This window comes from Candidatus Zymogenaceae bacterium (assembly GCA_016931225.1).
Lineage (GTDB): Bacteria > Desulfobacterota > Zymogenia > Zymogenales > Zymogenaceae > JAFGFE01.
Genome location: JAFGFE010000015.1, coordinates 63,625 through 78,603, shown reverse-complemented (window position 1 = coordinate 78,603; position 14,979 = coordinate 63,625). Strand labels below are relative to the sequence as shown.

Annotated in this window: 14 protein-coding genes and 2 tRNA genes; 3 read left to right on the top strand and 13 right to left on the bottom strand. The window is 50.8% G+C overall.

Annotated features, from left to right (window positions below):
- Nucleotides 1-221 precede the first annotated feature (221 nt).
- The 4 genes from JW885_06725 to serS all read right to left on the bottom strand — a co-directional run bounded on the left by JW885_06725 (nucleotide 222) and on the right by serS (nucleotide 2,448).
- The gene (locus JW885_06725) at nucleotides 222-668 is read right to left on the bottom strand and encodes a DUF3788 domain-containing protein (GenBank protein ID MBN1881850.1); all 447 of its coding nucleotides are present in this window, start codon (nucleotides 666-668) and stop codon (nucleotides 222-224) included.
- 106 nt (nucleotides 669-774) lie between these two features.
- Nucleotides 775-868: transfer RNA gene (locus JW885_06720), tRNA-Ser, on the bottom strand.
- A 131-nt stretch (nucleotides 869-999) separates the two neighbouring features.
- Nucleotides 1,000-1,085 (bottom strand) — tRNA-Ser (locus tag JW885_06715).
- 91 nt (nucleotides 1,086-1,176) lie between these two features.
- Nucleotides 1,177-2,448 carry a serine--tRNA ligase gene (serS, locus tag JW885_06710; GenBank protein MBN1881849.1) on the bottom strand — a complete coding sequence of 424 codons (1,272 nt, stop codon included), beginning with the start codon at nucleotides 2,446-2,448 and terminating at the stop codon, nucleotides 1,177-1,179.
- Between the two features lie 205 nt (nucleotides 2,449-2,653).
- Here serS and JW885_06705 point away from each other — a divergent pair, with 205 nt between their 5' ends.
- From JW885_06705 to JW885_06695, 3 genes are read left to right on the top strand one after another with little or no spacing between them, the layout of a single operon-like run.
- A complete protein-coding gene (locus JW885_06705; protein MBN1881848.1) occupies nucleotides 2,654-3,214 on the top strand; it encodes an RNA polymerase sigma factor in 561 nt (186 codons plus the stop codon).
- Complete coding sequence (locus JW885_06700) at nucleotides 3,214-3,810, top strand: zf-HC2 domain-containing protein (protein ID MBN1881847.1); 597 nt, start codon at nucleotides 3,214-3,216, stop codon at nucleotides 3,808-3,810. The genes JW885_06705 and JW885_06700 overlap by 1 nt, the downstream gene beginning before the upstream one ends.
- A 36-nt stretch (nucleotides 3,811-3,846) precedes the next feature.
- The gene (locus JW885_06695) at nucleotides 3,847-4,443 is read left to right on the top strand and encodes a hypothetical protein (GenBank protein MBN1881846.1); all 597 of its coding nucleotides are present in this window, start codon (nucleotides 3,847-3,849) and stop codon (nucleotides 4,441-4,443) included.
- 99 nt (nucleotides 4,444-4,542) lie between these two features.
- On the opposite strand, the gene mltG is transcribed toward JW885_06695, so the two are convergent.
- From mltG to JW885_06650, 9 genes are all read right to left on the bottom strand, one after another.
- Entirely contained in the window at nucleotides 4,543-5,559 is a 1,017-nt protein-coding gene (mltG, locus tag JW885_06690) for an endolytic transglycosylase MltG (GenBank protein MBN1881845.1), read from the bottom strand.
- 48 nt (nucleotides 5,560-5,607) lie between these two features.
- Nucleotides 5,608-6,021, bottom strand: coding sequence for a Holliday junction resolvase RuvX (gene ruvX / locus JW885_06685; protein MBN1881844.1), 414 nt, complete (start codon nucleotides 6,019-6,021; stop codon nucleotides 5,608-5,610).
- A 143-nt stretch (nucleotides 6,022-6,164) separates the two neighbouring features.
- Entirely contained in the window at nucleotides 6,165-7,088 is a 924-nt protein-coding gene (locus JW885_06680) for a transporter substrate-binding domain-containing protein (protein ID MBN1881843.1), read from the bottom strand.
- Nucleotides 7,089-7,218: 130 nt separating this feature from the next.
- Nucleotides 7,219-7,941, bottom strand: a complete 723-nt coding sequence (locus JW885_06675; protein MBN1881842.1) for an amino acid ABC transporter ATP-binding protein — start codon at nucleotides 7,939-7,941, stop codon at nucleotides 7,219-7,221.
- 35 nt (nucleotides 7,942-7,976) lie between these two features.
- Nucleotides 7,977-8,741: an amino acid ABC transporter permease gene (locus JW885_06670; GenBank protein ID MBN1881841.1), complete on the bottom strand. Its 765-nt coding sequence runs from the start codon at nucleotides 8,739-8,741 to the stop codon at nucleotides 7,977-7,979.
- 1,228 nt (nucleotides 8,742-9,969) lie between these two features.
- The gene (locus JW885_06665; protein ID MBN1881840.1) at nucleotides 9,970-10,797 is read right to left on the bottom strand and encodes a basic amino acid ABC transporter substrate-binding protein; all 828 of its coding nucleotides are present in this window, start codon (nucleotides 10,795-10,797) and stop codon (nucleotides 9,970-9,972) included.
- Between the two features lie 371 nt (nucleotides 10,798-11,168).
- Nucleotides 11,169-11,888, bottom strand: coding sequence for a creatininase family protein (locus JW885_06660; GenBank protein MBN1881839.1), 720 nt, complete (start codon nucleotides 11,886-11,888; stop codon nucleotides 11,169-11,171).
- Nucleotides 11,889-11,987: 99 nt separating this feature from the next.
- Entirely contained in the window at nucleotides 11,988-12,758 is a 771-nt protein-coding gene (locus JW885_06655; GenBank protein ID MBN1881838.1) for a glucose 1-dehydrogenase, read from the bottom strand.
- 108 nt (nucleotides 12,759-12,866) lie between these two features.
- Entirely contained in the window at nucleotides 12,867-14,972 is a 2,106-nt protein-coding gene (locus JW885_06650) for a DUF3488 domain-containing protein (GenBank protein ID MBN1881837.1), read from the bottom strand.
- Nucleotides 14,973-14,979 lie beyond the last annotated feature (7 nt).

The window sequence follows — 14,979 nt, the reverse complement described above, 5'->3', positions numbered from 1 at the left end:
GCAACACAAGCGATACATATTGATGCTATGACAAAGGAAATACGTTTCATTCTGGCGTATTCTGAATATGTAAGACGACACAGTGAATGTCGGGTAATTGTATATGGGAGGTGAACCCTACAACTACTCGTAAAACCACTTCACACAATCTATCATGCACGAAGTATGGGATGGCATCTATCCCTAAACGCCGCGATTATTTCTTCCGATACTGAATAAGACTATTGTTGGTTTTTTGGCTTACGTTTTACCGTTAATAGAACTTCTATGTCTTTCAAAATCTCATTTGAATCAACAGTCAAAAGAAGCCACTTACCATCATGATATGTCTTCGCGGCATCATACTGTTTTTCAACAGACACGGATAATTTGTCCCGGATATCCTCCACCTTCGCTCTTTCTTTGGCGCCAAAAACTATTAACGTTTTCAAACAGCCTTTTTCCGGAATGAGTGTACAAAAGGATCTCCCCTTTTTATACCTAAAAGACCACCCGTGTTTTTTTCCGCCGTATAACCATTCCGGGACAAATACTCCCGGGTATCTCCTCTCTATTGTTTGTGTTATTTGGTCAAAAAAACCAAAGGCCTCTTCCCCTATCCAGGCCTTCACCTCATCAATACCGGGAGGCCTATCTGACCCTACTATTCTCAGGATTTTTTCATCCATTCTATGTTCAGGTATGATTTGAAAAATATATTTCTTGGATCTGTATTCACAATCAGTGTTGACAGACTTTTCGTTACTCCTCGTCGTACGGTTCAGTATAAGAAATTGGCGGAGAGAGAGGGATTCGAACCCTCGGTAGGGCTTTAAACCCTACACTCGCTTAGCAGGCGAGCGCCTTCAGCCAGCTCGGCCATCTCTCCTGATCTTGATAATTTCGAAAATCTATATCATGGTTATGTCGTGTGTGTCAATAAATGAAATAAATGATATGTAAAAAAACGCCGTCTTTTTGAAAAGACCCACAAAGTTTTATGATCATGCAATCGACAACTGGCGGAGGGAGTAGGATTCGAACCCACGGAACTTTCGTTCAACGGTTTTCAAGACCGCCGCCTTAAACCACTCGGCCATCCCTCCGTTCATGAGTGAACATGGACTTATGTATATTGAACTTTAAAAATATAATTATACCCGCCTTTTTGCTCTACGTCCATCGGAAATTCTTTTTCTATGTTATAGCCTCGATCCCGTTCATGTACGGTCTCAGGGCCTCGGGTATCTCAACACTGCCGTCGGCTCTTTGGTAGTTCTCAAGGATTGCCACCAGCGTCCGTCCAACGGCCAGACCAGATCCATTCAGCGTATGCACAAGGCGGGTTCCCTTTTTGTCCTTTTCCCTGAAGCGTATGTTCGCCCTGCGGGACTGGAAATCCTCGAAGTTGCTGCATGAGGATATCTCCCGATAGGCGTCCTGGCTCGGAAGCCATGCCTCGATGTCATAGGTTTTAGAGGCGGAAAATCCCAGGTCACCGGTACAAAGGTTCACCACTCGGTAGTGGATGTTCAACCTTTTGAGGATCTCTTCCGCGTTTTCCAGAAGTTTCTCCAGCTCATCGTACGAGGTATCGGGATGTACGAACTTAACCAGCTCCACCTTGTCGAATTGGTGCTGCCGTATCAGTCCCCGGGTATCCTTGCCGTATGAGCCCGCCTCCTTTCTGAAACAGGGGGTGTAGGCGGTCATGTAAATCGGAAGGTTCCCGGCATCGACGACATCGTCCTGAAAGATGTTCGTCACCGGCACCTCTGCGGTGGGTATCAGCCAGTAATCGGTGTCCGCCACCTTGAAGAGGTCATCAGCGAATTTCGGGAGCTGTCCCGTGCCGGTCATCGTCTTCGAATTGACCATAAACGGAGGAAGCACCTCGGTGTACCCGTGCTCCGTCGTGTGAATATCCAGCATGAAGCTTATCAGGGCCCGTTCCAGGCGAGCACCCATCCCCTTCATCATGGAAAAACGGGCGCCTGCCAGTTTCGCTCCGACCGAAAAATCGACGATATCCAAATCCTCTCCGATATCCGCATGATCCTTCGGTGTGAAATCAAATTTCGGCTTCTCGCCCCACGTTCTGACCTCGGTGTTGTCTTCCTCGTTCGTTCCCACCGGGACCGACTCATGAGGAAGATTGGGAATTTCCATGATGATATCATCGAGCTTCTGATGTATATCCGTCAGGTCGCCGTCCAGTGACTTTATCCTGTCAGACACGCCGCGCATTTGTTCAATCAAACCGGACGCGTCGCCTTTTTGTTTTTTTATTCTGGCAATCTCGTCACTGACCTTATTGCGCTCATGTTTGAGCGACTCGACATCAACGAGGATGCTCCTTCGCGTTTCATCCAGCTTGTTGAATTCCTTCAGATCGACATCCGTCCCCCGGTGATGAAGCTTTTCTTCAATCAGGTCGATATTGTCTCGAATGTACTTTAAATCAAGCAATTGTCCTGCACCCGTAAAAAAACTTTATCATTTCCAATACTTGACACCACAAAGATTTTTTACTGTATCACTCCTTATCTCAAGAGTCAATATTTTTCTCTGTATCACGACGTGTTCGTTGTCTATTATCATTCGATACGATACAATATTCTTTCAGTATTAACCTTTCGATTGCCGTGCACGTCTAATGGGTAAAGGGATTTTCATGAAAGACGAGCAGCTGCTGATTGAACAGGCGCTTTCCGGGAGTGAGACCGCTTTCGAGAAATTGGTCAGAACCTATATGCGGGATGTCTATTACACCAGCTTGAGCATTGTCAGGGACCATTTCGACGCCGATGACGTGACGCAGAATACGTTCGTCCGATGCTTCACAAAACTCGGTACATTCAACGGCGCATCGTCTTTCAAAACGTGGTTGTTGCGTATCACCATTAACCTTTCACGGGATTGTCTGAGAAAAAGAAACAGGACCAAAACAATACCCGCCGGTGAATATGTAGAAGCGGCGTCCGAAAACACACCAAACGCTGAACAACAGATGAGTACTTTTCAGGATTCCAAATTGATTGAAACGGCCCTCGACTCCCTTTCCGAGCGACAGCGCATTGTGGTTTCTCTTCGTCTCAAACAGGAGTTATCGTTTTCGGAGATCGCCGAGCTTCTACAGATAACAACGGGTAACGCCAAGACCACATTTCATTACGGCGTCAAACGCATTATAAAGGAATGTGAACGAAAAAGATTCATTGAGGAGGGGGTATAATGCGATGTAAACAAGCCAAGAAATTATTCAGCGAGTATCTGTTGGGTGATATTTCTCAAAGACACAGGGTACTTCTTGAAGAGCATATAGAGTCCTGTTCCTCCTGCGACGAATCCCTCTCCGTGTACCGGGAGCTGTTCAATCATTTCCCGGACTCATCCATCAACGATCCGTCCGAGCTTTATTTCGACGTGCTGCCGGGGAAGGTTCTTTCACGAATATGCTCTGGTGAAGATGATTCCCGCGATATCTTGTTTTTCCCGTTTCGGCGTTGGTGGAAACCGGCTTCAGTGCTCATGACGGCCGTTCTCGTTGTACTCGTCTTTTTCCTTACACTTCCGGGAGGAACAAACACCCCGACCGGCTCGCTCCCCGACTTGACCGATATCGACCAGATCGAAACGTACACGGAGTTCATCTCCTCTGTAGAACATACCGACGAAACGCTGATGCTTGATAACTTCGAGACCGCCATCAACGGCGCGTCGGACAACGACATCTGGTACTCGGACACCGATGCAGTCGACTCGATGTTGCTCTTTTCCGATGAAGAGCAGGAGGAGATTTTCAACGAAATAAAGGAACGAATGTCCTGAATGGGAGGTGGGACACAGTAAAAATAGGAGGACTGAATGAAAAAATATCTCATCATTTTCACGGCGCTGGTTTCGATACTTGCGATCGGACTTACCGCCCTGGCATTTCAGCCGGATGAGGCCGACAACAGACGTGACAAGATCATGGAACGTGTCGGAGATCTCAAGGAGGAACTTTTAATCTCCCAACTGGACTTAAATGAGGCCACAGCTGAAAAACTCGTCGAGATCAACGAGAAGTACCTCGCTTTGATGATGGAAAATATCACAAAGAAAAAAGACACCATGAAAGCTTTGGAGGCCCTCTACGCGGCCGAAGAGGTCAACGAGAAAGAGATCGATGCCCTTATCGACGACCTTTTCGACATCGAAGATGACATCACCGCTTTGCGAAAGAAGGAAAACAAGGAGTTATCTTCACTCCTTTCCACCGAGGAGTTCGGCAGATACCTTATCTTCAACGAGCGGTTTCATAGGGAGATCCGGATGGTCATCATGGAAAAATCCCATGGTTATCCCGGGGAAATGGGACCAGAAGGAATGCCGCCCGAGGGAGGCCTGGAATTTGAGCCCGGCGAATGCCCTGAAGGCCCTCCGCCGTTCGGACCGCCCTTTGGCGAGCCGCCGATGTGATGATTCATACTGACGGATGAAGCGTTATCGACGTATCCCATGTCGATGAATGAGATGAAGATTAAAGCGGGCCGAAACGATATTGTTTCGGCCCTTTTTTTATCGGTAATCCCTCAGTTTCTGGTACTTATATACCGCACGGTTGTGCTCCGAGAGCGTTGTGGAAAAATAGTGCGTGCCGTCGTTCTTTGACACGAAGTAGAGATACTCCACGTCCGCGGGATTGAGGGCGGCCCGTATCGCGGCCCGTCCCGGATTGCAGATGGGCGTTTTCGGAAGCCCTGTGATGATGTAGGTGTTGTAATCGGACGGCTCTTCCAGATCCGATCTCCGCAGGTTCCCGTCGAACCGGTCCCAGATGCCGTAAATGACCGTAGCGCAGCTGTCCAGCTTCATTCCCATATCGAGCCTGTTTACGAACACGGCCGAAATCAGCGCCCGCTCGTCCGAATCCTTTGCCTCCTTCTCGATGATGGAGGCAAGAATCAGTATTTCGTAATCACTCAACTCAACATCCAATGAGGAACTCTCCTTCTCCTCATCAAAGACAGCACTGTATCTCGCGATCATCAATCCGAGTATATCCCGTTCGTCCATGCCCCGATTCATGTTATAGGTATCGGGAAATAGATACCCCTCCAGCGTTTCCGCGTCGATGCCGTGTGATGATATAAAATCCTGATTATCCATCAACGCGAGATAGATTGATTCGTCTCCGAATCCCTTCTCCGCAAGAGTTTCGGACACCTGATAGATGTTGTACCCTTCCGGTATGGTCACCGGATACTCGACAACGCGGCCGGCCATGAGCAACAGCAGGATATCGCGGGGAGCCATGTCCGGCGCTATCTCGTATTCTCCGGCGCGAATTTTCTTCTCCGCCCCCAGAGAGCGTGCGAGGGCGATAAATATCCGGTCATCCTTGACGGCACCCATGTCCACCAGTCGGTGTGCGGTTTCACCCAGGGTGTCGCCCTTTTCAATGGTCAGCACCACTGGCTCCGATATCATGCCCGTCGGCACACAGAAAAAGGAGTACACATAGTACCCCGCCGCCCCGCAGAGGATGAGAACGCCCAGCAACGTATACACAAGGGCTTTCAATACTCGTTTCATCTCGTTCCTTCACATATCCTGTCGCATCTGTATCGTGAGAGGATCATATCACATATTCGCCTTTATCTTTTCCAATCTTCCTTCCAGAATAATTGCCGCGGCGATTTTATCGACGGATCGCTTTCGTTTCTTCCTGGATACATCCGCATCTATCATCATGCGCTCCGCCATGCTCGTGGTGAGGCGCTCATCCTCAAATACGATCGGTATCGTGAGCACCGCCTCCAGCCTCTGTGCAAACTCCTGGACCTTCTGCGCTCCGGGACCGAGCGTTCCGTTCATGTTCACCGGAAGCCCCACGACCACCTCTGTAATATCGTATTCCCTCACAAGATCAAGAATCTTTTCGATGTCATCGGTACCGCGCATGATGGTTGAGATGGGCTGAGTGAATATCCCCGTGGGATCGGTCACCGCCACGCCGATTCGTTTTTCACCCACGTCGAGCCCTAAAAGACGCACGTTTACACTCCCCACGGCGCCGATTTGGAAAAAATTATCTCTTTACGCCGCATTTTTTATTATTTTATCACGTTTTTTTCGCCGGATTTCATGACCGACAGAAGCCCACATTCCCCGTATAGAGTCGGTTTCGGCGGGTGTCGCTATTCCAGGTCCCAGTCGGTTGTGTATACGTAATCGACCATCCACTTCTGTTCCAGCATCGCGAGTCGTCCGTCTCCGTTGATGATCCTGATAAAGTTGTTAATCCAGTTGAGAAAATCCGGATCGCCCTTTCGAACACCGATCGCTATGGGTTCATATGTGAAGGGCGTCAGGAGCGCCAGAGTATTGTCCGGATAGCTTCTGGCGTAAATAGCGACCCGCGCCTTATCGGCGATATACGCATCAGAATTTCCCTCTATGACATCCATCACCGCCTCTTCATCGGAGGCGTATCGTATGACGCTGGCGTTCGGGATGTATCGATCAAGGGCCATATCGCTGTAGAACGCCGTTGCCACGACCATATCCTCGGTGTTCAGGTCCCTGTACGAGGTGATAATGCCGGCGCTGTTGATGTGAATGAGCAGACACTTCCCCGATAAATAATATGGATCGGAAAAGTTGACGACTTTATTTCGCTCGGTGGTTACCCCCATCCCCGAGATGATCACATCGAACTTCCTGTTTATCAGCGCGGGTATGATACCGTCCCACCCGGTTTGCACGATCTCGAGGCTTACGCCGAGCTCATCGGCCATCAACTGCGCCAGATCCACGTCGAATCCGATCAGCTCGCCGTTCGCGTTCTTCATTTCGAAGGGCTGATACCGGACATCGGAGACATCCATACCCACGATCAGTTTCCCACGCTTCAGAATCGTGTTGAGTGTCGACATCTCGCTCAAGCTGTCCGGAGAGACGGTCACGGTATTGTTTTCATTGTTTGAACATGACATCGAGAGCAGAGCGGTGAGAACAGCGATGATCACCACCCACGCAACAGATCCCAGACCGAAGTTGCGAGTCTCCCCCTCATATCGATATGTTTTCCCCCTTTGGTCTTTTATCGTATCAAACCGCATGGTACCTCCTCTCTTCCCTCTCACCGGCTCCATGATTGTATTTCCCTCCCTCACGCATGAACCGGTTGAAAGCGCCTACTCGCCGCTCCCAACCGGTTTGGATCACTATCTCAGTTATCATTATTCGATGCTAGAGAATCTGACTCAGGAAAATCTTCGTCCTGTCGCTTTTTGGATTGTTGAAAAACTCCTTGGGCGAGTTCTCCTCGACGATGCTCCCCTCGTCCATAAAAATGATTCGATCACACACTTCCCGCGCGAATCCCATCTCGTGGGTCACCACCACCATTGTCATCCCTTCCCTGGCGAGGGTTTTCATCACTTCCAGCACCTCTCCGATCATCTCCGGATCCAGGGCGGAGGTGGGCTCGTCGAACAGCATGATCTTCGGCTGCATGGCCAGTGCCCGGGCGATGGCCACCCGCTGCTGCTGGCCTCCGGAAAGCTGGGAGGGATAGGCCTCCGCCTTTTCATGGATGCCGACCTTCTCCAGAAGCTCCTGGGCGATCTTTTGAGAATTCTCAGGGGTACGTTTTCTGACCACGATTTGCGCCAGAGTGATGTTTTCAATCACTGTTTTGTGGGGAAAAAGATTGAAATGTTGAAAGACCATCCCGATCTCTTCCCTGACCTTGTGTATTTTCACCTCCGGATCGTTTATGTTCATTCCGTCGATGGCGATCGTCCCTTTATCGATTTCCTCGAGCTTGTTCAGACAGCGAAGAAACGTGGATTTACCGGAGCCCGAGGGGCCGCACACAACCACCACCTCACCCGGGTCGATGTCGTTGCTGACGTCGATGAGCGCCCGCACATGACCGAAATTTTTGTAAATATTTCGTACCTTGATGATCGGTTCTGCCATAGTGGATACCTCGAGATCGGCCTCTATTTCTTTTCCGTGGCCATGATTTTTTCCATATTCCAAACGACCTTTGAAAGCACCAGCGTGATGACCAGGTATATCAGCGCCACCATTGTATATGTTTGGAATGCACTGAAATTGATCGCCACAAATTCACGACCCCGCCTCAACAGGTCGCCTACCGCGATAATGGAAACCAGGGACGAGTCTTTCAACAACGCGATGAATTCGTTGCCCACCGGCGGCAGGATAACCTTGAAGGCCTGGGGGAGAATGACCTGACGCATGGTCTGGTAGTTGGTCATGCCCAGGGATTTCGCTGCCTCCACCTGTCCGTGGGATATGGACTGAATGCCGGCCCGGAATATCTCGCCCATGTAAGCGCCGTAGCAGATGGCCATGGCCGAGATGGCGGAGCCCATGGCGGGAAGATTCAATAACACCCGCCCAAGCCCGAAATGAATCCAGAACAACTGTACCAACAGCGGTACGCCCCGGATCACTTCAATATATACCGACGCGATCCCCTTAATGAAGGCGTTGCTGGAGAGTTTTCCCAATCCTGCGAACAGTCCCAGTATCAGAGACAGGATCATTGCCGCCACCGTTACCTCGAAGGTGACAACGATACCGTCCGGGACAAATTTGAATGTTCCATGAAAGTAATTTATCCCGGATTCATTGGCTCCGAATACGTTCAACAGGGTAATTGTCACGATCGCCGCGAAGAGGGAGACCCGCCATGCGTCAAAGGAATTCATGTACAGGGCGTGTTTGACGCCGTTCATATTCACTTCGTGGGTTTCGTGAATATCATCCAGATCCTTGTTGATGCGTGTAATCAGGACCGTAATGAACAGGGCGAATATCGTCAGGATGCACGCGATGACGAATCCAGCGGAGATGACGCCTTCCATTGAACCGTTGAAGAAGTTGTCGAAAAACTTATAGACAGCCACATCGAAACGAACTCGGAACCACGACGTTGTTTCGGCGGTGGACCTGAGGGCCTCAATGACGTCCGGTCGATCCAGGAGAGAGGCCGGGGTCTTGCCGACAAGCAGGTTTTTAAACACCTTTTTGCTGAGATGTAAATCCAGGATGTCTTGTCCCAAGGCCGAAGACCGTGAGATCAGATTAATAAAGAAGGCCTTGATGCGAAATCCTGTCAGCATGTCCCAGACGTCTCGAAAGAGGATAATCGCCGCCGGTATGAGGAAGTATAAGGAGCTTCTATAAATACTCGCCATCTCGGTGATCTTCTTCACCTCCTCGGTGTTGAGGATGATGACCTCCCTTTTCTTGATCGGGATCTTTAAGGTGAGCAGATAATGGAGCGCAACCAAGACCCAGAGGAGAATTGTGAAGGAGAAGAGATAAAAGACAATGCAAAATGTCGTACTGATGGCGGTAATATCGAAATCAATGCCAAAAAATATCCCTTTAACAAGCGTCAGATTTGATTCGTTGTAAATAAAAGGCCCTATAGAATTAATATCCTCAAGCCTCGACGTCACAAAAAGTATATAAATAAATGATCCAAGTATCGCCAGTCCCTCCAGGACATTCGCCGCCGTAATGTATCGCTTCGCCTTTAGGTTCTTCTTGAATATCAGGTTGATACCCGCAACGACCGGAAAGAGCAGTATGACGACGAACGCGAAGACAAGCGCCGGCTGAAGATGATATGCAATCTGGAGGTATGTGGCCTTATTAATAGCGACAACCCCCTTGACCTTGAGGTTGAGTACTTCCTCGGAGGCGAAGACGGATATCAATAAAAAGAAATAGAATGCGATGCCGATAAGGCCCAAAAAGGCATGGAACGTTGTCATCCTGGCCTTGCGATGTTCTTCAATACCCTCCTGGTTGATGAGATCCATCAACGTCCAGATCCAGAACGTAAAAAACGCTATTTCAATAAGACTGATGCCTGTCATGACATGATTTTCCGGTTATGGTAAAAAAATCGGCGGGACCTCTGTTGAGATCCCGCCTTTTTTGAAGCGTCTTGAATTATTTCAGCTTCCATTTCTTCTCAATGTCTTCGATGCCCTCATCGAGAACCTTCGCCAGGTTTTCATTGATGAGTGCCAGAACGGCGGCGTTGCCCTTCTTGACCACGATGCCGTAATTTTCCAGGTCGCCCTCGTTCAGGTTGTCGTTGACAACTTCCAGCTTGCCGACATAGGACTCGTTGACCAGAGCGTAGTCATAAGCCACCGGATGGTCGCAGACCACCGCGTCCACGTCGCCGCGAAGCAGGGCTTCTATGGCAAGAGCGTTGTCGTCATAATTGACCAGCTCAACGCCTTCCAGCTCGCTGACAAAGATGGCGCCGGTGGTGCCGATCTGGGCTCCCACCTTCTTGCCCGCCAGGTCATCGACGCCGGCGATGGCTTCCACATCCTCGATGGGAACGATCAGGGCCTGGCTGATGGCGTAGTAGGGATCGGAGAAGTCATACACTTCCATGCGCTCTTCTGTGATGCTGACGGCGGAGATAACGGCGTCGTAGTCCTCATTGTCAAGGCCCACGAAGATTCCGTCCCAGTTTACGTTCTTGTACTCGACCTCAAATCCGCCTGTCTCGGCGATCTTATTCATCAGGTCGATGTCGAATCCGACGATTTCGCCGGTTTCTTCGTCGATGAGCTCAAAGGGCGGATACGCCGCGTCGGTACCGACGGTGATCTTCACCATCTCCACGGCCTCTTCCCCACCTTCAACCACACCTTCCGTCGGTTCGACCGGCTCTTCCTTGGGTGCACACCCGGTCAGGACCACGCTCAGGCTGAAAATCAAGATGAATGCAAAAAGCAAAGACAATACTTTTCTGTTCATTAAAGTTCCTCCTTTATCAGACTGTAAGTCACGATAAAAAATAAACACCGTACTTTCGTACTTTCTTTTCGTTCAGGATTGTTCGATCGGGTACGCACAGAAATATACAGATAACCGCAGAGCGCTTCATCCCAGCCGTATCTACTTACTACATACTCAACCGTGAATTATAGCACCGCAGTTCTCATGCCCACCTGATCTCTAACCAGCGCGATACGCCCACTCGATGGATGCACCGCAGACCCACCTTTTTTGCAAAATATCAATAAACATATCCAATGTCAATAGATATTTTGTTTTTGTTATTCCAAATATGCGTTATACCAATGGCGTGAGCGACCCGCACCCTTTATTCGTGAGAGGCTCGTCAGTCATTCCGAAAAAGATCCAACACGGGTCACAAGCGTCTCGAGGTTTTTGGCCAGTATCTCCATCATGCGACGGCCCTTGTCCGCCGTTGCCTTTTGAGGATTTCCCCACACGCCGCTTTTCCAGTATGTTCGGGTATCCTTCACCACCATCGATCTTGGAAATACCGGGGCGTCCGCCTTCGGCGGATCACCCACAAGCTCCGGTACGATACTCATCATAAGAGACGTCTCAATTTCGCCTGCGTGCGAATCGCCGGCGGTTTCCACAAGTTCGACAAACTCCCGGTCCACGAGATCCGCATCCGTTATCGATGAGACGACGATATCGTCAAACATTTCAAGCAGCGCGTCCGAGGAGTTGAGCATCGACGCCCGATGATTCATGCCGGCATGGCCGGAGTACAGGATGAAACGCCGCAGGCCGTGTCTATACAGCGAGCTCACCACATCGATGATGAGCATCTCAAGGGTTTCCGGGCGTATGTCTATGGTCCCCGGAAATCGGGCGGTGCTTCTGCACACGCCGAAATAGATCGGCGGCGCCACGAACACGTCTATATTCTCCGACGTCTTTTTCGCAATCACATACGCGTGGAGGATATCGGTGTTCATCGGAAGATGTGGGCCGTGCTCCTCCACGGCCCCCAGGGGGATGATGACGGTACGGGTTTTCTTGAGTCCCTCCTCGAATGCGACGGTGGATATATTTTCGATAATCATCAGAGAATTCCCCTGTTCTCAGATCGGCGGTATTTCACCAGAGCCCCTCTTCCCACGAAATCGGCGGCTCCCCACAAGAGCCCCCCATCATACAGACGACTACTTTGCGGTGGTTCCCCCGTCAAGGGTCAGAACCGACCCGGTCATGAAGCTCGATGCTTCGGAAGCCAGATAGAGCGCCGCGCCGACAACCTCTTCGGGCTCCGCGATACGTCCCATGAGGTTGCTGGCCTCGATCTGCTGCTTGAGGACATCGTTCGACCAGAGGGGCTCTGAAAACTTCGTCTTTATCATCGCCAGGGCGATGGCGTTCACCTGGATGTTGAACGGAGAGAGCTCCGCCGCCAGCACCTTTGTGAGCATCTCCACCCCCGCCTTGGCGACACCGTAGATGCCCAGCCCGGGCGTCGCCTTGCGTGCAGCAACCGTGCTGATGTTGATGATCTTTCCCCTCGATGAGTTTTTCATGATCTTCGCCGCCCGCTGGGAGACGAGAAACACCGACTTGAGGTTGAGGTCCATGATTTTGTCCCACAGCGCCTCGTCGGCGTCCACCACCGAAGGGGTAAAGATATTCATGCCCATGTTGTTGACCAGGACGTCCAGACCATTGAATTCCATCTGTATGGTCTCGAACATCCCGTCTATATCCTCAAGTTTGCCAAGATGTGCCGATATCGACAGGACCCGAGCCCCCTTCTTCTCGACGGCGCTCGCGGCTTCGGCAAGGCTTTCCTCTTTCCTGGCGCAGATCGCGATTTCATCCGCACCCGCAAGGGCGAATCCTTCCGCGATGGCCCGACCGATTCCGCGACTCCCCCCGGTAATCAGGATCTTTTTCCCATCCAAAGAGAACAAGTTGGCGTCCATGGATCATACCCCCTTCAAAGAGGTTTTCTGAATGCCGCACAAAGTATCTGTACTTGTATCACGACCATACCCGAAACGCAAGACGTATCATGTCATAAAAAGCGTCGATTAATTCATCATTGTCTCGTTTTTCATGACTGCGGCGATCCGCGATACCATCAGGTGAACATCTCTGATTTCCTCTTCGGTTTCGGATACGTCGCCGAATCGAACGCCGCTGTAAATATCGGTCACATCAAACACATCATCTGCGATACCCGGCCAGTGATCGGCGAGTTTCTCCGCAAATTCCCGGTGGGTAATCCATTTTTCCCTTACTACTCCTTTCCTTTTTGCGAGCTTCACCAGACGATCATATTCCCCGGCCACCCCTGCACGCCTTCGCGAGCGTCTCAAGACGACGACCTGAACCAGAAACCAGATGAAAACCGCCGCTGTGATCATGCCGATGCCGATAATCCCCACGACCGGGAGTGTGACATCGCCCGACCGAAGCGACTGTATTCGAAGGACAATCTTGTCGATACCGCCCTTCCATGAAAAAAGCTTCTTCTTCCCCCTCTCCGTCGCCTCGATCGTCCCCTCGATCATACCCAGCTGATCCTGTATCTCGTAATTGACCACGTATATGTTCCAACGCATGATCAGGGTATCCACGAGTGCTCGGAGGCCCGGCCTCCGTGTGAATGTCGTCCGGCCCGCGGGAGGTGTGGGATCGAATATCACCCACCCCCGCCCATCCAGGTAGACCTCCACCCAGGCGTGGGCGTCGCTGGCCCGTATGATAAAAAACGATCCGTATTCGTTGAATTCTCCCGAGAGAAACCCGGTCGCAAGGCGGGCGGGGATACCCTGTGTCCGGAGCATAATCGTCATCGCGGTGGCGAAATGCTCGCAGTATCCCTTTTTTTCCTCAAAAAGAAAATCGGCCAGGGGATCATCGCCGCTCATACCGGTATTGAGATCATATGCGAGATATTCTATCAGGTAATCACGGATCGCCTCGGTTTTTATTTCATCACCGGTCAGTCCGTCGGTCAAATCCCCCGTGAGCGCCGGTATCCGCGGGTCCAGCCCCACGGGAAGCTGCAGATATTCCTCTCGATTATCGAGTCCGGAGCGAAAATCGCCTCTCCAATCGTTCGCCCACACCTCATCTGTCGGGACGGAATAAACCGTGTATCGAATTTTATCCAGAAACGACCGGGAAAACTCCAGTGTGCCGTATGCATCATGATGAAGATTCACAAACGGCCCATCGACGATTATCGGCGTTCCCCAGGTAAACAGAACCCTGCTGTCCGTGGGCTCCATAAAATATTCCTGTGTGATAACGGTACCCGAGGTGTCTTTTTCAAGAATAAACCGATTGTATCGCTTCGCTATCGTTGTCCTCCCGACGACGGTCCTTTCCCAGTATGTTCCGTCGAAATGATCAAACGCGGTGCCCTTGAAATAGTAGGGCCCCGCCCCCATTCGTTCAAGGTCGTCCTCCCCGATAACCACCCGCATGATCACGGCCTCGGAGATTTTCAGCTCACCGACCTCTCCCAGCGCCACATTTTCGGAAAAACCGGTGATACCCACGGGCTCCATAATCGATGAGGGAAGAAATCCGAACGAGAGCCGGGGAAACGTAATAAACACCAGCGATCCTGAAACAATGACGAACAGCGTCGTCAGAAACGTCATGACGATGAGCGGACGGCCGTGCATTTTCAGGTCGTCGTTCACCGCTCCCTTTATGCGGTGTATCTCGGAAACCATGGTAAACAGGATCATGGCGTATGTCGCCACAAAGAGATACACGACGAACATCGCAAAAAAGATCGGGGAAAACGTCAACACCGTGGCGACCAGGACTGAAAACAGACTGATAAGGTAGGACTGGAGATAATGACGCAACTGGGTGAGAAACAGTATGCGGATCGCCTGTACGAAGATGAAGAAGTCCACGGTGGTCGTGACGAACGAGGCGTCTAGAAAAATGAACCTGACAAGCAATATCCCGAGTATCGACACGATCAGAACGTTCGCCGCCTTCGTTGCATGCGGGAGATCGGCAATCCTCGATCCGAACCTCCAGCTGACAATGAACGATACCGCCATGACACCGGTCTGGACGATACCGAGCCTTCCCGTCAAAAGAAGGGTGATGAAGCCTGCGGCGATAACGCCGTAACTGGCTATTTTGAACTGTGTGTTGATGCGCATAGACATG

What these genes read in the sequence shown, in the direction of transcription:
- JW885_06680 (MBN1881843.1), bottom strand. Translation starts at nt 7,088, where the DNA reads ATGCGGTTTGATACGATAAAAGACCAAAGGGGGAAAACATATCGATAT.
- mltG (MBN1881845.1), bottom strand. Translation starts at nt 5,559, where the DNA reads ATGAAACGAGTATTGAAAGCCCTTGTGTATACGTTGCTGGGCGTTCTC.
- JW885_06700 (MBN1881847.1), top strand. Translation starts at nt 3,214, where the DNA reads ATGCGATGTAAACAAGCCAAGAAATTATTCAGCGAGTATCTGTTGGGT.
- JW885_06705 (MBN1881848.1), top strand. Translation starts at nt 2,654, where the DNA reads ATGAAAGACGAGCAGCTGCTGATTGAACAGGCGCTTTCCGGGAGTGAG.
- JW885_06655 (MBN1881838.1), bottom strand. Translation starts at nt 12,758, where the DNA reads ATGGACGCCAACTTGTTCTCTTTGGATGGGAAAAAGATCCTGATTACC.
- JW885_06725 (MBN1881850.1), bottom strand. Translation starts at nt 668, where the DNA reads ATGGATGAAAAAATCCTGAGAATAGTAGGGTCAGATAGGCCTCCCGGT.
- JW885_06660 (MBN1881839.1), bottom strand. Translation starts at nt 11,888, where the DNA reads ATGATTATCGAAAATATATCCACCGTCGCATTCGAGGAGGGACTCAAG.
- JW885_06665 (MBN1881840.1), bottom strand. Translation starts at nt 10,797, where the DNA reads ATGAACAGAAAAGTATTGTCTTTGCTTTTTGCATTCATCTTGATTTTC.
- JW885_06650 (MBN1881837.1), bottom strand. Translation starts at nt 14,972, where the DNA reads ATGCGCATCAACACACAGTTCAAAATAGCCAGTTACGGCGTTATCGCC.
- JW885_06695 (MBN1881846.1), top strand. Translation starts at nt 3,847, where the DNA reads ATGAAAAAATATCTCATCATTTTCACGGCGCTGGTTTCGATACTTGCG.
- JW885_06670 (MBN1881841.1), bottom strand. Translation starts at nt 8,741, where the DNA reads ATGAACGGCGTCAAACACGCCCTGTACATGAATTCCTTTGACGCATGG.